The sequence below is a fragment of the Ruegeria sp. C8 genome, from assembly GCF_056537565.1.
The window spans coordinates 575,855-593,699 of record NZ_JBQFRV010000001.1; the positions used below are offsets into that span (position 1 = coordinate 575,855).

The 17,845-nt window shown below is 59.3% G+C and carries 12 protein-coding genes; 4 read left to right on the forward strand and 8 right to left on the reverse strand.

Annotated features, from left to right (window positions below; genetic code table 11):
* Positions 1–298: 298 nt before the first annotated feature.
* The gene (locus ACR0KL_RS02920; RefSeq protein WP_480554490.1) at positions 299–1,813 is read left to right on the forward strand and encodes a mechanosensitive ion channel family protein; all 1,515 of its coding nucleotides are present in this window, start codon (positions 299–301) and stop codon (positions 1,811–1,813) included.
* An 88-nt stretch (positions 1,814–1,901) separates the two neighbouring features.
* The gene (serS, locus tag ACR0KL_RS02925; protein WP_170676501.1) at positions 1,902–3,194 is read left to right on the forward strand and encodes a serine--tRNA ligase; all 1,293 of its coding nucleotides are present in this window, start codon (positions 1,902–1,904) and stop codon (positions 3,192–3,194) included.
* 60 nt (positions 3,195–3,254) lie between these two features.
* Here serS and ACR0KL_RS02930 read toward each other — a convergent pair whose 3' ends face one another.
* The 5 genes from ACR0KL_RS02930 to ACR0KL_RS02950 form a co-directional block, all read right to left on the reverse strand.
* On the reverse strand, positions 3,255–3,881 hold the full coding sequence (locus ACR0KL_RS02930) for a helix-hairpin-helix domain-containing protein (protein WP_480776620.1): 627 nt from the start codon (positions 3,879–3,881) through the stop codon (positions 3,255–3,257).
* Between the two features lie 72 nt (positions 3,882–3,953).
* Entirely contained in the window at positions 3,954–4,943 is a 990-nt protein-coding gene (locus ACR0KL_RS02935) for a fatty acid desaturase (protein WP_480776621.1), read from the reverse strand.
* Between the two features lie 162 nt (positions 4,944–5,105).
* The gene (gene der / locus ACR0KL_RS02940) at positions 5,106–6,569 is read right to left on the reverse strand and encodes a ribosome biogenesis GTPase Der (protein WP_170688891.1); all 1,464 of its coding nucleotides are present in this window, start codon (positions 6,567–6,569) and stop codon (positions 5,106–5,108) included.
* A 48-nt stretch (positions 6,570–6,617) separates the two neighbouring features.
* A complete protein-coding gene (locus ACR0KL_RS02945; protein WP_419739937.1) occupies positions 6,618–7,940 on the reverse strand; it encodes a PQQ-like beta-propeller repeat protein in 1,323 nt (440 codons plus the stop codon).
* 42 nt (positions 7,941–7,982) lie between these two features.
* On the reverse strand, positions 7,983–8,654 hold the full coding sequence (locus tag ACR0KL_RS02950; RefSeq protein ID WP_170466010.1) for a hypothetical protein: 672 nt from the start codon (positions 8,652–8,654) through the stop codon (positions 7,983–7,985).
* A gap of 224 nt (positions 8,655–8,878) precedes the next feature.
* Between ACR0KL_RS02950 and ACR0KL_RS02955 the strand changes: the two genes are divergently transcribed.
* Both ACR0KL_RS02955 and ACR0KL_RS02960 read left to right on the forward strand, forming a co-directional pair.
* Complete coding sequence (locus ACR0KL_RS02955) at positions 8,879–10,111, forward strand: efflux RND transporter periplasmic adaptor subunit (protein WP_170676510.1); 1,233 nt, start codon at positions 8,879–8,881, stop codon at positions 10,109–10,111.
* On the forward strand, positions 10,108–13,899 hold the full coding sequence (locus tag ACR0KL_RS02960) for an efflux RND transporter permease subunit (RefSeq protein ID WP_480776622.1): 3,792 nt from the start codon (positions 10,108–10,110) through the stop codon (positions 13,897–13,899). Before ACR0KL_RS02955 ends, ACR0KL_RS02960 begins: the two co-directional genes overlap by 4 nt.
* Positions 13,900–13,955: 56 nt before the next feature.
* On the opposite strand, the gene ACR0KL_RS02965 is transcribed toward ACR0KL_RS02960, so the two are convergent.
* From ACR0KL_RS02965 to ACR0KL_RS02975, 3 genes are all read right to left on the reverse strand, one after another.
* On the reverse strand, positions 13,956–14,279 hold the full coding sequence (locus ACR0KL_RS02965) for a hypothetical protein (RefSeq protein ID WP_170666440.1): 324 nt from the start codon (positions 14,277–14,279) through the stop codon (positions 13,956–13,958).
* Positions 14,280–14,377: 98 nt separating this feature from the next.
* Complete coding sequence (locus ACR0KL_RS02970) at positions 14,378–16,183, reverse strand: ABCB family ABC transporter ATP-binding protein/permease (RefSeq protein ID WP_480554537.1); 1,806 nt, start codon at positions 16,181–16,183, stop codon at positions 14,378–14,380.
* Between the two features lie 77 nt (positions 16,184–16,260).
* Entirely contained in the window at positions 16,261–17,745 is a 1,485-nt protein-coding gene (locus tag ACR0KL_RS02975) for a LysM peptidoglycan-binding domain-containing protein (protein WP_480776623.1), read from the reverse strand.
* Positions 17,746–17,845 lie beyond the last annotated feature (100 nt).

The window sequence follows — 17,845 nt, forward strand, 5'->3', positions numbered from 1 at the left end:
CGGGAACCTATGCGCTGATATGCGTGTTTGCAAGCAATGGCGGCAGCGTGACCCACCTGAACGCACACCTGCCGCCACAAGAACCGTCAAAACGTTGCAGATATGTCCTAGGAACGCTGTTCAAACCGGGTATAGTTCCAAACAAGGGGGACACATGGCACGGCAATTCAAACCCTTCCATTTGCTACGTTATTTGCTGACTGCAATGGCGGCAGCTCTTTGGCTAAGCCAACCTGTCGAGGCACAAGAGTCACCGACCGATGCGCCTGTGACAGAAGCTGCAGAATCAGAAACTTTTATGGCCCCAGTTATAATCGACGGGGACGTTCTGTTTCAGGTTCGAGGCTCAAGCGCACTACCCGCCCCCGAGCGTGCCGAAGAAGTTCAAGACAAGATCATAGAAATCGCCGAAGCGTCGGACGCGTCCGAGGTCACGATCAGCTTTGAGGAAACCGAGTTCGGCACCTGGGTTCTGGTTGATGGTGAACGGGTTTCGATCGTCACCGAAGCCGATGCAGAATTGGACCAGATGGAACTCAGCGTTGTCAGCGTTCTGCACGGCAATGCGATCAAACAGGCTATTGAGGCCTACCGTTTGAATCGAACAGAACAGGCGCGGGTTTCAGGTGCTATCGAAGCCGCGGCTTGGACCTTGGGCTTCGTTGTCTTTATCGTGATGATCTTGTGGCTGCACCGCAGAATCCGGCGGCGGACACTGAGATTCGTAAAGCGCTATCTGAAGGACGTGGAAACCGCCACTGCCAAGAGCGTTCAAGCTGAGGCCATTGCAGCCTTGGTGCGCTACGGTCTGAATTTCGTCCTTTTGGTGATTTTCTTCCTGGGTTTCTACTACTACCTGTCTTTCGTTTTACTGGCCTTTGCCGAAACTCGGTATTTCGCGCAATTGCTGCTGACCTATCTGACCGAGCCGGTCCTCCTGATCTTCAAAGGCATCCTCAGCTATATCCCAAACATGATCATGCTTGGCCTGATCGCCTGGGTAACTTTGTATATTATCAAGGGCATGCGGGTCTTCTTCGACGCGGTCGAAGCGGGATCGTTCGATATGGGCGATTTTGAGAAGCATTGGGTTAACCCGACCTTCAACATTGCCCGAGTGGTCGTGATACTGATCGCGCTGGTCTTTGCCGTGCCCTACATTCCAGGCTCGGATTCGGCGGCATTTCAGGGCCTGACCATTCTGGTCGGTGCCATGCTGTCGCTGGGCGCAAACTCGGTCGTATCGAACATGCTGGCCGGGCTGTTCGTGATCTATCGCCGCTCGACCTCAATCGGGGACCGTATTCAGATCGGAGACCACATCGGCGACGTGGTGCAGATCAAGCTGATGGAAACACATCTGAAATCCATCAAGAACGAGTTGATCTCAATCCCCAACGCGCAGCTGATGAATTCGGACGTGGTGAATTTCTCGAAGAAGACAGATGGCAGCGGGCTGTTGCTGCACACAACTGTAGGGATCGGCTATGAAGAGCCACCCGAAAAGATCGAGGCGATGCTGATCGAGGCCGCCAATCGCACCAAGGGCATCAAGTCCAAGCCCGAACCCTTTGTCCTGTGGACCGCGCTGGCCGACTACGCGATCAATTATCAGATCAACGGATACACGACCCGGGGCAGCATTATTCCCAAGATCCGGTCAGATCTGCATCGCAACATTGTGGCCGTATTCAACGAGAATAACGTGCAGATCATGACCCCCTCCTACATCGCTGATCCGCCCGAACCAAAGATCCCGACCGGGGAATGGGACGGACATCTGGCTCATCACGATGAGGAGCCGGACAGTTAGGCGCAGTTTGGTTAACCAACGCTACACCCTCCGAGATATATGGTGCATAAGCAGTCGCAGTGATTCACTGCATTCAAGGATCTGAACTATGCACGACATCCGCGCCATTCGCGAAAACCCAGCCGCTTTCGACGCCGCACTCGCGCGCCGTGGGGACGCGCCGGTGTCGTCAGACCTGCTGCGGCTGGACGAAAGCCGCCGCGCCAAGATACTGGCCGCAGAAACCGCTCAGGCCGAACAGAACAAAGCGTCTAAAGAAGTCGGTGCTGCCAAAGCCCGCGGTGATGAGGCCGAGTTTGAACGCCTGCGCGCGCTGGTGGCCGAAAAGAAGGCCGAAATCGCCCGGATGCAGACCGAGGCCAAGGATCTGGACGCTCTGCTGGCGGACCAACTGATCCGTATTGCCAACCTGCCCGCCGAGGATGTGCCAGAAGGTGCCGATGAGAACGACAACGTCGAGGTCAGCCGCTGGGGCACCCCACGCGAGTTAGACTTTGCCCCGAAAGAGCATTTTGAGATTGAGGCCGTTCAAAACGGTATGGATTTCGAAACCGCCGCGAAACTCTCTGGCTCGCGCTTTGTGCTGCTGTCCGGCGGTGTCGCGCGTATCCACCGTGCGCTGGCCCAGTTCATGCTGGACACGCATATCAACGAAAACGGACTGACCGAGGTCAACGGCCCGGTTCTGGTTCTGTCCGAGATGATGCAGGGCACCGGCCAGCTGCCGAAATTCGGCGAGGACAGCTATCAAACCCGCGAAGGTTGGTGGTTGATCCCGACCTCCGAGGTTTCGCTGACCAACATCGTCAACGACACAATGATCGAAGAAAGCTACCTGCCCCGCCGTTATACCGCGCATTCGCTCTGCTTCCGGTCCGAGGCCGGTTCGGCGGGCAAAGACACCCGCGGAATGCTGCGTCAGCATCAGTTCGAAAAGGTCGAGATGGTCTCGATCACCCATCCCGAGACCTCGGATGACGAACAAAAACGCATGGTGCGCTGCGCCGAGGGCATTCTGGAAAAGCTGGGCGTGCCGTATCGCACCGTTATCCTGTGTACCGGCGACATGGGCTTTGGCGCCCGCCGTACCTTTGACATCGAGGCATGGCTGCCCGGTCAGGACACCTATCGCGAGATCAGCTCGGTCTCGACCTGCGGCGATTTTCAGGCCCGCCGCATGAATGCACGTTTCCGGCCCGAAGGTGGCGGTAAACCGGAATACGTCCACACGCTTAACGGCTCTGGCCTTGCGGTGGGTCGCTGCCTGATTGCCGTGCTTGAAAACGGTCAGAACGCAGACGGCACCGTTACCCTGCCCGATGTCCTTGCCCCCTATCTGGGTGGCAAGCTGACGCTGCAACTGGACGGCACGCTGGTATAAGAAAACCGGCATCCGCGTTGCGCGGTGCCGGTCCGAAACACTTGAAAGGGCGAAGAAAGGCTACTTCTTCGCCTTTTTCTTATCCTTCTTCTTGTCAGATTTTTTGTCCGACTTCTTGGCATCCTTTTTGCCAGTATCTTTCTTCTTTTCGGCCTTTTTGGACTTGTCGTCCTTCTTGGATTTCTTCCCCTTCTTGGACTTGGCCTTCACCTTGTCCTTGGCCTTTGAGAACGCAGCCTCCATCTCGGCCCGCTTTTTCGCGGCTTTCTCAGCCTTGGCTTTTGCCTTGGCTTTCTTCTTGGCCTTCGCCTCTGCGGCTTCTGCAGCGGCTTTTTCCTCGGCGGCTTTGCGTGCAGCTTCGGCGGCGCGCTTCTCGGCAGCGGCGGCGACAACTGTCTTGCGTGCAGCGGGGCGTCGGGCCGCCGGTTTACGCGTAGCGGGCTTGCGGGCAGCAGGTTTGCGAGCGGCCGCGCGACGCGGGGCTGGCTTGGCAGCCGCCGGTTTCGCAGCGGTCGCCTCTTTTGCAGCGGCAATCAGGACCGCTGCGCGCGCCGCACCGACGCGGGGGACCTTGACCAGATCTTCCGGTTTCGCTTTCGCAACGGCTTCGGCGGTCTTGAGACCGTTATCCGCCAAACCTTTAGCGAGAGTATCGCCAACGCCTTTTATCTCGGTCAATGCGGTCATTCTGGGTCCTTTCTCTATCTCCCTGGTCACCTGTATATACACAGGATATACATTCTTCAAGCGGAGCTGCGCCTATGACGATCCATGGGCCAAGTCAGCAGTCTGCCCTTTTTTCGGAAAAGGCACCAGTCGCTTGGCGTCTTCGTCCCATAGTTTCAGGTTCAACGCTGCCACGGCTTCGGGGAACTTGATCCGACGCGGGGTGTACTCGAGCGGCAGGTTATAGTGGCATTCGCGCAACCGGTAGGACGGGATACGGGCGTTGAAATGGTGAATATCGTGCAAGGTGATGCAGGCCACCGCGTTGTCGAACCACCACCCGAAATCCAGCGCTGACGAGCCCTGAAGCGCCGCGATCTGCGGGTCCAGATCCGGGCGACGATCCCAATATGTGTCCTCGAAATTGTGCTGCAGGTAGACGAGGAATACGCCCAGCATCCCACCCAGCAAGGAAAACACAAGCCAGACCAAAATACCGGTCGTCCCGGCGATCAGGTAAAGCAGCCCGAGAAAAACGACGATCGAGAGGTTGTGCAGAACAACGCCCTTTACACCAAACCGCACCGTGTTTTTGGGCCACCGGTAGCGAATGAAATAAGTGAACAAAGCACCGACCGGCACCAGAATGAACGGGTTGCGGTACAGGCGATAGACAAGACGTTTGAGCCAGTCCGCCTCGTTCCATTCCCGCAGGGTCATCGTGTGGATTTCACCAGTCTCCCGATGCTCGAGGTTGCCGATCCCCGCATGATGCAGATTGTGGTTCTGCTTCATCACCTCAAAAGGGGCAAAGGTGAAAGGCGACAGGCCGTGCCCGGCCCATTCATTCTGCTGGCGCGTTTCGAACAGGGAATGATGGCCGCAGTCATGTTGCAGCACGTAAAGTCGCACTGCGGAAAACGCGAAAACAATCCCGGCTGGGACCATGACATACCAATGGTCGGCGTTCACAACCGCTAAGGCCAGCGATGCAAAATAGACGGCGAAGGTTCCGAAATAGCTCAGGGCTGCAAGCCTGTTGTCCTGAACCGCGTATTGCCGCGTGTAGTCTCTGAGATTCATCAAGCCCTCTCCCACGATGGCCCGGTTCAATGAGAAGCAAAAGGAATTCAGACCCGCCGCAGGACGGGCCGCGCACAGGAAACAAATGCACGCTCCTGAATGCTAGCGTGCAGAAAAGGCGCTGTCACGCCCTTGCGCTGAAAATGCTGAAAATTGGCGCAGTTACGCGCGTCCCTTGAGGTGTTTGGCCAAGGCACCGGCGTTTTTCTTGCGCCGCCCTTTGTAAGGGTTCTTGTCACCTTGCCCGCGCAACGTCAGGCGGATCGGCGTGCCGGGCATGTCAAAATCCTCACGCAGGCCGTTGACCAGATAGCGGGTATAGCTGGCCGGCATCTTGTCGGGATGCGAGCACATAACGACAAAGCCCGGCGGCCGCGTTTTTGCCTGGGTCATGTAGCGCAGCTTTATGCGGCGGCCTTGCGGGGCTGGCGGCGGGTGCTGCTCGAGCATGGCGGTCAGCCAGCGGTTCAGCGCGGCGGTGGGTACCCGGCGGTTCCAGATATCATGCGCACGCAAGATGGCGGCGCGCAAACGTTCCAGCCCCCGGCCCGTTTTGGCCGACACGGTGATCAGAGGTGCGCCCCGCAGTTGCGGCAGCAGCCGGTCGAAGGACTCTTTGAGTTCGCGCAGCTTCTCCTGCTTGTTTTCCTCAACGTCCCATTTGTTGACCGCGACCACAACCGCACGGCCTTCCCGCTCGGCCAGATCGGCGATGCGTAGGTCTTGTTGCTCGAACGGAATTGCCGCATCCAGCAGGACGACGACCACTTCGGCGAATTTCACAGCACGCAGACCGTCCGAGACCGAGAGCTTTTCGAGCTTTTCTTGAACCTTGGCCTTTTTGCGCATGCCCGCAGTGTCGAAAATCCGCATCGGAGTGCTTTCGCCATCCGGATCGGCCCAATCGACCCGAAGACTGATCGCGTCACGGGTGATCCCAGCCTCTGGGCCGGTCAGAAGGCGGTCTTCACCCATGATTTTATTGATCAGGGTGGATTTACCTGCATTCGGTCGACCTACGACGGCTACCTGCAACGGTTTGGCTGCGGTGATCAGAGGGGTTTCGCCCTCTCCATCCTCATCCAGCTCAATCTCGACCACAGGGGCGTCGTCTTCGGCCTCTTCCTCAGCCGCATCCGCCAGAGGCATCAGCTGGGCGTAAAGGTCGGTCATCCCCTCGCCATGCTCGCCGGAAAGGCGCACTGGTTCGCCAAGGCCAAGGTTATAGGCTTCAAGAACACCGGCATCAGCAGCCGACCCTTCGGCCTTGTTGGCAGCCAAAATCACGTGTTTGGAGCGTTTACGCAGGATCTCGGCAAACATCTCGTCGGTCGGAGTCAGGCCGGTGCGCGCGTCGATCATAAACAAGCAGACATCTGCCATATCGACCGCGCGCTCGGTCAGACGGCGCATGCGGCCCTGAAGGCTATCATCAGTTGCGTCCTCAAGACCCGCCGTGTCGATCACGGTGAACCGCAGATCACCCAGCCGCCCTTCACCTTCGCGCAGGTCGCGCGTCACGCCGGGCTGGTCGTCGACCAAGGCCAGACGTTTGCCCACGAGGCGGTTGAACAATGTGGATTTGCCCACGTTCGGGCGGCCCACGATGGCGAGGGTCAGCGACATGATACTCAACTTTCAAGACTCAGACGCGCCCTTTAGCGCATCTTTTGGTCAACGGAAAGCGTGTAGATCACCTTTGGTCGACACGACATACAGTGTTTGTCCGGCAACGACAGGCGCGGTGGTCGCGCCTCCGGGGACTTCGACCTGATGCACAAGCGCCCCGTTCACCGGGTTGAAGAACCGCAGGAACCCGTCATTCGAGGCGATCACAATGCGCCCTCCGGCCAGGATCGGGCCATAATGGGCCACGATCGGACCGCGACGGTTTGGTTTGTCCTTTACAAAGCCCGGTAGGTCCTGCGCCCAGATCACCGAACCATCGGCGCTGTTCAAGCGGACCAGCTGGCTGCGATCGCTGATCAGGAAGATGCTGTTGCCTGCGGGCCAGACGGTATCAACCGCGCCTTCATCTGCAGTCCAGCGGCGCTCACCTGTTCCCGCGTCAAATGCAACGGTGCGCCCAGAGTGGTTACCGATGAAGATGGTATCACCGACCACCATCGGGCTGCCGGTCACATCGACAATTCGAGCTGTGGCGCGCCCACGACGCCCCCCTGCCACCGAGGCATTCCAACGGCTGATCCCGCCCCGCTTGAATGTTGCGGCGATATCACCCGAACCAAAGGCAAAGACAGCTAGGTCCGAGGTCACAACTGGCGCAGGTGCGCCCAGAACGTTGCCGACGCTAGGGGTACCCTCAATCTGCCATTGGATGCGGCCATCCTTTGTGTCGACGGTCCAACCGGTTTCATCCCCAGCGACGAGGTACAGCAGCCCGTTACTCACCAAAGGCGCGCCACTGCCAGTTGCGTTCAGGCGCTTCTGCCACCGGATCGCGCCGGTCTTTGCATCCAACGCCGTCAGACGGCCAAAACCGGAGGAGACATAGAGAACGCCCCCCGAATAGGCCATACCACCGCCCGTGGCATCCGCGTCTCCGTCGGTTGCTGGAATCAGATTGGTGCTCCAGGCGACCTGTCCCTGCGGTGTCACCGCCGAAACCGTCGCCCCTGCGTCAAGCGTGTAGACCAGCCCCCCCGCAACAACCGGGTCTGCCGTAATTCGTTGTTTGCGGGAATCGCCATCCCCAATCGAGGCCGACCAAATACGTTGAGGTGTCGCACGCAGCGAAGCATTTGACGTCCGGAAGGCGGGCGTTCCGGGACTTTGCGGCCAGCTTGCATTGGCGCTCTGCGATGGAAGACTAATCGGTTGCGAGCCGCTTTTGGCGACCGTTTCAAGGTCTGAGGCGGGTCGGATATCCTCACGCTCGCCGGGCAAGATCTGTTCGGGTTCTTCACAAGCGGCCAGAGCGGTCAGGGCCAGTGCCGCAATCGGCAGTCCCACGCGAGAGAAAAGTCTTGTTACCATTTTAATCCGAACTCGCCTGTCATTAACCTGTGTTCCGCCCGATCAGCCCTGCTGAGCGACCAATGGCTCGGGCTCAGCGCCCAGTGCAACAATCAATTGCGCCGCGCGTTGTTGCAGATCCACGCTGACCTCTGCGTCCTGACGCAATGCCTGCAGACGCTCCAGCGCGGCATCTGTATCACCCTCGGCGATGTCGATCAGGGCCAGTTGCTCTTGGGCCAGAAGGCGCAGCGGAGCGCCGGGTGCGGCCAAAGCCTCGAACTGTTGCCGACGGTCTGCTGCGGGCATCGTATCGGATTGAAGCAGCAGCGCCTTGAAGCTGGCAATGGCGCGGTAAATCTCGGGCAGATCGCCCTGAACGGCCACAGCATTCAGACTGTCGACCGCGTCCTGCCGGGAATCAGCATCGAGCTGTGAGGCGGACAGAAGCATGTTGCGCACAGCCTCACCACCCGGCGTCAACACGTCCACCTGCTCGAGGCCAGCGACGCGTGCGGCCGTATCGTTTTCCGCCAGCGCGGCCAGAATGTCATCGCCCAGCTTCTGAGCCTGCGACGTGTCCCGCGCCTTGCGGTATTCGTTGAAGGCGGCCCCACCGACGATCAGCACGACGGCAACAACACCGACCCAGCCCCAACGCCGCAAAAGCAGATACAGCCGGTCGCGGCGCACCTCTTCTGTGACCTCATCAATGAAACTGTCGGTATCGCTCATACCTGCCCCCGAGCTGTAATCCTGTCTTGGTGGGCCATGTCATACCCCGGCGCCACGGCCAAGCCAAGGGCCGGATTATACACAATTCCGCTGACTGCGTGTGCCCTTGCCAAAAAAAATAAACCGAACTAATCAGTTTAGCGTAGAAAATACACAAGCCGACGCCCATCTTTCACTATACTAACCCGGTCTAAGCCGGCGAATTTTTTAAGGAGACCAGCATTATGCGTCTGATTTCATTCATCAATGCCGCTTTGGTGATTGTCGCGCTGTATTTCCTTGTTTTTGAGCGTGATGCGCTTTTCGCCTTTGCTGGCCGGGGTGACGACGAGGAAAGCACTACGTCTGAGACCGAAGAGGCCGTGGTTTCGCCGGCCAATGAAAATGCTGTGCGCGTAGTTGCCCTGCGCTCGGTCGCGCGCGAGATTGACAGCGCCGTCCTGCTGCGCGGCCAAACAAAAGCCAACCGTCAAGTCGAAGTGCTGGCCGAGACGACCTCGACCGTGATCTCAGAACCCAAGCGCCGCGGTGCTTTTGTCGAGGCGGGCGATCTGCTGTGTGAGCTTGATCCCGGCACCCGCCCCGCTAGCCTGGCCGAAGCGAAGGCAGGCAAGCTTGAGGCCGAAAGCCGTATCCCTGAGGCCGAGGCGCGCCTGGAAGAAGCACATGCCCTTGTGGCCGAGGCAGATATCAACCTGAAAGCGGCCCGCAAACTGTCCGAGACGGGCTTTGGCTCGGAAACCCGCCGCGTCTCCTCCGAGGCCGCGATGAGCAGCGCCGAGGCAGGTATCAAATCGGCTGAAGCCGGGCTGGAAGCCACCCGCGCCGGCATCGAATCCGCCGCGGCAGAGGTCGAAGCCGCCCAACGTGAAATAGATCGGCTGACGATCGAAGCTCCGTTTCAGGGCCTGCTGGAAAGCGACACCGCTGAATTGGGCAGCCTGATGCAGCCGGGAACGCTCTGCGCCACGATCATCCAGCTGGACCCGATCAAGCTTGTTGGTTTCGTGCCCGAAACCGAAGTTAACCGCGTTCAGGTCGGGGCGCTGGCCTCGGCGCAGCTGGTCACCGGTCGTCAGGTCGAAGGCCGCGTAACCTTCCTCAGCCGCTCGGCAGATGAGACGACCCGCACCTTTGAGGTCGAGATCACCGTGCCGAACGAAGACCTGACCATTCGCGACGGCCAGACAGCGACAATCCGTATCTCGGCCGAAGGGGCCAAGGCGCATCTGCTGCCGCAATCGGCTCTGACCCTCAGCAACGAAGGGCAACTGGGCGTGCGCACCGTCGGCGCGGGCGATGTGGTCGATTTCTTGCCGGTCCGCGTGTTGCGCGACACGGCCGAAGGCGTCTGGATCGACGGGCTGCCCGAGACAACCGATATCATCGTGGTGGGGCAAGAATTCGTCGTCAAAGGCGTCACCGTGAACCCGACCTATCAGGAGGTCACGCAATGACGGGTATCGTCAGCTGGGCCGCTGACCGGGCCCGCATGGTTCTGGCTTTCATTCTTATTTCGCTGGTCATCGGCGGGTTCGCCTATGTCAATCTACCGAAAGAGGGCGAGCCGGATATCGAAGTCCCTGCCCTGTTCGTATCGGTCGTCTTCCCCGGAATCTCGGCCGAGGATTCCGAAAACCTGCTGGTCAAACCGATGGAGACCGAGCTGGCAGATTTGGACGGCCTCAAAGAGATGACCGCCACCGCCGCCGAGGGCTATGCAGGCCTGTTTCTTGAGTTCGAATTCGGCTGGGACAAAACCGCGATCACTGCCGATGTCCGCGACGCGATGAACAGCGCACAGGCCGAGTTCCCGGACGGCGCCGAGCAATACTCGCTGAGCGAGCTAAACTTCTCCGAATTCCCCATCGTCATCGTGAACCTGACCGGCGCGGTGCCCGAACGAACCATGGCGCGTATCGCCAAGGACCTGCAGGACGACATCGAAGCGCTTGATTCCGTGCTTGAGGCCGGAATCGCTGGCAACCGGGATGAGCTGCTTGAGGTCATCATCGACCCTCTGCGCCTTGAGGCGTACAACGTCACTGCCAATGAGCTGATTACGGTTGTGCAAAACAACAACCAGTTGATTGCGGCGGGCGAAGTGGACAGCGCGCAAGGGGCCTTTTCGGTCAAAATCCCCTCGTCCTTCAAAACCGCGCAGGACGTGTATGGCTTGCCCATCAAGGTCAACGGCGACCGGGTCGTCACTCTGGGTGAATTGGCCGAAATCAACTACACGTTTGAGGACCGCGAAGGCACGGCCCGGTTCGACAACGTGCCGACCGTCGCTTTGCAGGTTGTCAAGCGCAAAGGCTTCAACCTGATCGACACGGTCGAGCAGGTCAAAGCGACTATCGCCGAAGCGCAAACCAAGTGGCCCGCCGAATTGCAGGCAGCTGTCGACGTGGGCACCTCGAATGACCAAAGCCGGATCGTTGGATCCATGGTCAGCCAGTTGGAGGGCTCGGTCCTGACGGCGATTGCGCTGGTGATGATCGTCGTCCTGGCCTCTCTGGGGTCGCGGGCAGCACTGTTGGTGGGCTTTGCGATTCCGACCTCGTTCCTGCTGTGTTTTGCCTTTCTTGCGGTCATGGGCGTCAGCATTTCGAACATCGTGATGTTCGGTCTGATCCTTGCCGTTGGTATGCTGGTGGATGGCGCGATCGTTGTGGTCGAATATGCGGACAAGCGTATCAAAGAGGGCGTCGGCCCGATGCATGCCTATGTCGAGGCGGCGCAGCGCATGTTCTGGCCCATCGTCTCCTCGACGGCCACGACACTCTGTGCCTTCCTGCCGATGTTATTCTGGCCGGGTATTCCGGGTGAGTTCATGGGCATGCTGCCGGTCACGCTGATCTTTGTTCTCTCCGCATCGCTGATCGTGGCCCTGATTTATCTGCCGGTTATGGGCGGTGTCTCGGGCCGGCTGAGCCGCATCTTCGACCGCGCCTCTGACTGGTTGCGCGGTCGCACGCCTTGGTGGCTGCGCGCCGTTCTGGTCCCCCCGTCATTCTATCTGGTCTTCCTAGGCGCGATGCAGGTGCTGAACCCCTCCTATTTGGTCGAGGGCGGTGGTTCGCTCCTTGGGGCCGTGTTGATGATCCTCGGAGCTTTCGCCGGATCGGTCACGCTAGGCGCGGCCCGGATCGAGCGCAAACCCGCTACCAAGGTTCACACGGCGAAAGAACACACGCCTTTCGGCTATGTCATCAAGTTCCTCGTGGGCAATCCGGTGATGCCGATTGTCTCGATCGCTGCCGTTATCATGGCTGTGATGACGGTGATCTCAGTGTTCGGCGAAAACAACCGGGGCGTTGAGTTCTTCGTCGAAAGCGAGCCGGAACAGGCCACGGCTTACGTCCGCGCGCGGGGCAACCTTTCGTTGATGGAAAAAGACGCCATGGTGCTGGCCGCCGAACAGGTGATTGCCGCGCACCCGGCCGTGATTAACGTCTTCTCGTTTGCGGGCGAAGGTGGGCTGACGCAGAATAATGGCGGCGCGCAAGACCCGGCAGACACGGTTGGACGCGTCCAGTTCGAAATCATCCCATGGGAAGACCGCCCCAACGTCTCGGAGCCCATTCTGGGTGGGCTGTTTGACCGGCATTTCATCGCCCCCGAATATGATGGCGACTATGTTCTGGAAGAACTGAATACCCAACTGGCCGAGCTGCCGGGTTTCGAGGTTGAGATTCTGGCGCTGGAACAAGGCCCGGCCTCAGCCAAGCCCGTGCATCTGCGGATCAAGGGCGACGGGTGGGAGCCGCTAACTGCTGCTACTGTCGCCGCCCGAGAGGTTTTCGACACGACCCCCGGCCTGATCAAGATAGAAGACACTCTGCCCCTGCCTGGCATCGACTGGCAGATCGACGTTGACGTCGCCAAAGCAGGCCGATTTGGCGCGGATGTGGCCACCGTCGGGGCCATGGTACAGCTGGTCACACGCGGTATCCTTCTGGGCGAAATGCGCCCCGACACCACGGATGAAGAGATCGAGATCCGTGTCCGCCTGCCCGAAGAGGACCGTGTTCTTTCAACGCTGGACACGTTGAAGGTACGCACGGCGGACGGCCTCGTGCCCCTGTCCAACTTCGTCACCCGCCAGCCGGTTGCCAAACTGGCCGAAATCAACCGGGTTGATCAGGAACGCTACTATGACGTCAAAGCCGATGTCGAAGCTGGCCTGAGCAAAGCAGTGGTCGCTGGACCAGACGGTGGTGAAAAACGTTTGGCCGTTCTGCGCGCGGTTGAGGATGGGGCTGACCCGTCCTCTGCAGCGATCACAGCGCCCAATGGCAAGCAGTACGATCTGGTGCAACTGACCGAGGCCGAGACAACCGAGGAGCTGCGCACCGCCGTTGAGAATGGCGAGGCCAGCATCGCGCCGATCAATCCAAATGAACGTATCGCCGTCCTGACCGAATGGCTGAGCACCAACCCGTTCGACCCCTCGATCACGTGGGAATGGACCGGTGATCAGGAAGAACAGGCCGAAAGCCAGGCCTTCCTGTCCAGCGCGTTTCTGGCGGCTTTGGGGCTGATGTTCGTAATCCTGCTGGCACAGTTCAACAGCTTCTACAACTCGGTTCTGGTTTTGCTGGCGGTTGTACTGTCCACGACCGGCGTTCTGATCGGGATGCTGGTGATGGAGCAACCCTTCTCGATCATCATGACCGGTACGGGGATCGTTGCTTTGGCAGGGATTGTTGTGAACAACAACATCGTTCTGATCGACACCTATCAGGAGTACAGCCGCTACATGCCGCGGATCGACGCGATCGTGCGCACGGCTGAGGCTCGGATTCGCCCCGTTCTGCTGACAACGCTGACCACGATGGCCGGTCTGACACCGATGATGTTCGGCCTGTCGCTGGACTTCATCAATGGCGGCTACACCATCGACAGCCCGACAGCACTGTGGTGGAAACAGCTGGCCACCGCTGTGGTCTTTGGCCTCGGCATCGCCACCGTGCTGACCCTGATCGTGACGCCATCGATGCTGGCCCTGCGGGTCTGGGTGACAACCTATGCCATCTGGCTGGGCAAACTTCTGGCGCGGGTCACAGCAGGCCGGTACAGCCAGATTGCACAGGACATGGCCATCGGCCAAAGCGCACGAGCCGCGCAAGCAACCGAGATTGTCTGGGACGAGCAGCCTGCGCCTCGGCCCGAACAGCCCACGGGGACAGAAGAGGACCACCCCACCATCCCACCTGGGTCGCCGCTAAAAGCAGCCGAATAACCAACAAAAAATGGCGAGCCGATGGCCCGCCATTTTTCATTTCTTCAAACGTTTTTCTATTCCGAGAACGCGTATTCGCCCAGATCGCACAGGTCCAGGTCGTAGTCCTCAACCGCGCTGCCGTCATCAAACACGCCGCGAATATCATAGACGCAGGTCACAAGCCCATCCGCGATCAATACATCGATCTCATAGTCTGGCGCGAGGTATCCACCCTGCAGAAGGTTCCCCTCCCAGCTGCCGGATGAGGCCGGGGAGACATTGAATTCGACCAGATCCGCACTGGTTTCATTGACCAGCAGAAACTCCAGATCTTCGGCTGACGCGGCAGATGCTGCGAGTGTCAAACCGAGTGTCAAGGATGTGACGATTTTCTTCATTCTTTGCTCTTTCTTGTTCGATGGCAAACCCAAACTTGACGCGATACTGCGCTAGTTGGGGTTTCAACCAGCGGACGAGTCGCGTCAAACAGAAAATCTCAGGCAGCCTGTGTGTCGGCCTGCTGGCGGTTCCACAATTGGGCGTAGCGACCTTCGCGCGCCAACAACGAATCATGAGTGCCCTGCTCGATGATCTCACCGCTTTCCAGAACCACAATCTGGTCGGCCTCGGCAATCGTGCTCAGACGGTGCGCGATGGTGATCACCGTCCGCCCTTCGCCCGCTCGGGCCAAAGCATCTTTGATCTCCTGCTCAGTGTCGGTGTCGAGGGCCGAGGTCGCCTCGTCCAGCAACAGAATAGGCGGGTTCTTGAGCAGCGTCCGCGCGATGCCGACGCGCTGCTTTTCGCCGCCCGAGAGCTTGAGCCCACGTTCACCCACCTTGGTGTCATAGCCTTCGGGTAGAGAGGCGATGAAATCATGGATTTGTGCTGCGCGCGCGGCCTCTTCCACATCGTCCTGAGTTGCGCCGTCACGGCCATAGGCAATGTTGTAGCGGATGGTGTCGTTGAACAGCACCGTGTCCTGCGGCACGACGCCGATGGCCGCGTGCAGGCTGGTCTGACGCACATCCCTCACGTCCTGACCATCAATCTTCAACGCACCTCCGGTCACATCGTAGAACCGGAACAACAAGCGCCCGATGGTGGATTTCCCGGACCCCGTCGCGCCCACAATGGCTACGGTCTGCCCCGCAGGCACCGACAGCGACACTCCTTTAAGGATCTCCCGCTCCGGGTCATAGCCAAAGCGCACATCATGGAGGGTCACCTCGCCACCATTGACCTTCAGGTCCGGGGCGTCCGGCTTGTCTTTCACTTCGGCGGGCTGCTCCAGCAGGTCGAACATCTGACCCATATCGACCAGCGCCTGCCGGATCTCGCGATACACGGTGCCCAGGAAGTTCAGCGGCACGGTGATCTGAATCATGTAGGCATTCACCATGACGAAATCACCAACGGTGAGCGTGCCGTTCTGGACCCCGATTGCCGCCAGGACCATCACCCCGATTAGGCCGCAGGTGATCAGGAAGGACTGCCCGAAATTCAGGAAGGCCAGCGAATAAGCGGTTTTCAAGGCCGCCACTGCATAGGCTTTCATCGACACGTCATAGCGGTTCGCTTCACGCTGTTCGGCGTTGAAATACTTGACGGTTTCGAAATTCAGCAGGCTGTCGATGGCGCGTTGGTTCGCCTCGGTATCCTGATCGTTCATCTCGCGCCGAAGCTTCACGCGCCATTCGGTGACGGCAAAGGTGAACCAGATATAGAGCGCAATGGTGACGGCCACGACGACCAGATACCAGATATCGAACAACCACATCAGAATGATCGCGACAAGCAGCAGCTCCAGAATCAGCGGCCCGATGGAAAACAGCAGGAACCGAAGAAGGAACTCGACGCCCTTGACCCCACGCTCAATGATCCGGCTTAGGCCACCGGTCCGGCGTCCAACGTGATAGCGCATGGACAGTTGGTGGATATGCTGAAAAGTCTCTAACGCGAGCGCACGTAAGGCCCGTTGGCCAACGGGGGCAAAGGCTGCATCGCGCAATTGTTGAAAGCCCACGGTCATCATCCGGGCGACACCATAGGCCACAGTCAACCCAACAGCGCCAAGGGCCAGCGGGGGCACGCCCTCGCCCGCCAGACCGTCCACTGCGCCCTTGTAAAGGATCGGCGTATAGACGGCGATCAGCTTGGCCAACACCAGCATCGCCATGGCAATCACAACGCGACGCTTCACCCATGGCTCATCATCCGGCCACATATAAGGCGCGACCTTGCGGATCGTCCGCCAGCCAGAACGGCGTTCGTCAATTCCGGCCAATTCGTCCGATGTCATGGGGGGCATACGTCGCATTACCTGCCTAGTGTGAAGTGCAATATGGACCCCGGCCCGAGAAAAGCCAGAGCCTGAGCTTATTCAGGAATGGTGAACACCTGCCCCGGGAAAATCAGGTCCGGGTCGCGGATCAGTTCGCGGTTAGCGTCGAACAGGCGGACATACAACACGCCGTCTCCGAACCGCTCACGCGAGATGGCCCACAGGGTGTCGCCCGCCTGAACCGTGACCGACCGGATCGGCGCAGAGGTTTCTTGCGGTTGCTCCGAGATCTGCGCCTCAGCCGCCTGCAACACCTCGACGGGTTCACGTTTGAAAGGCGTTTCAACCCGGCTGAGGACTGTGCCGTCGGAATGCACCTCGTCCACTCGCAGGGTGTAAACGCCGGGATCAATCCCCTCGAGGTCGCCCCGCCAATTGCCATCCTCTTGCGGGGTCACATCCGCCACCAGACGGTTGTTGAGGTATATCCGTACAGCCGATCCTTCGTTGAGACGGCCTGTCAGTTGCACATCGCCGGTGTCTGAATAGCCGATTGTGTCCAGCTCAACCTGCTGGGGCGCGGAGTTCTCTTCGGACGGGGATTGCACCAACTCAACCCCATCCTCGCCTGAACGCAGGATGGCAACCTGTTGGTTTTCAGCAGGGGTTTCAGTTGCTTCTTCCGAGGTCGATTCAGCCTCAACAACGGCCTTTTCTGTATCCGCACCAGTGTTCTGGGTTTCGGCACCGGCATCTGCAATTTCTGTACTGGTGTTCTCGGCTTCCGTACCCGCGTCTGCAGTTTCCGTGCCGGCGTCCTCGGCTTCCGTACTCGCGTCTGCAGTTTCCGTACCGGCGTCCGCGGCTTCGGTACCCGCGTCTGCGGTTTCCGTCGACTGCTCGGGCTCAACATTTGCCACAGTCGTATCTTCCGCCTCAGGCTCGGGATCTTCAGCAACTTCCGGTTCCGAGGACGTTTCCTCAACCGTTGGCGCTGGCTCCTCGGGGGCGGGTACTGGCAGTGCTGCTATCAGATAGTCGTCAGATCGAACGGTTTCATCCCCATCGGTAGACTGCAAAACAAGGCCACGTGGATCATCGCTGAATGGGACCGCAACGAATTCGGCGAACTCGCCCGTCTCATCGACCGAAAACTGATGCACGATCTCGCCGTTCAGCACCACATCAACGTCACTGCCCGGCTCTGCCTCACCCGACAGCAACGCGCTCCCGTCCGGCGACACGAAAATCTGATCCAACGCGGGAGGTGTCGTGGGATTGGCCTCAACCGCGACGTCTTCGGGCTGGGATTCGGGGTCTTCGGCTGCGGGTTCCTCAGCCTCGGCCTCGGTGACAGCCTCCTTTGGCTCCGGTGCGGGGTCCTGCAGGGCCTCTTCTTCGGGTGCGCCCTGAGGCGCAAGGGTTTCCTCTGCAACCTCAGCCTGTTCCTGCACGGGTTCCGAGCTGCTCGAAAACACGCCTGACAAATACAGACCACCGGCCGCAAGAATTGCCACAAGGCCGACAAGCAGCCCCCAGATGAAGCTGCCCGAGCTTCCGCTTCCCGATGTGCCGTTCATTCTTTCCCTTTCATTCCGCCGCGAAACTGATGTGAGTGACTCGTGTTCCGGCGGACAGTTGAGCCAACCTATCAATCTCGCTATCAGGGGTCAAAACGTC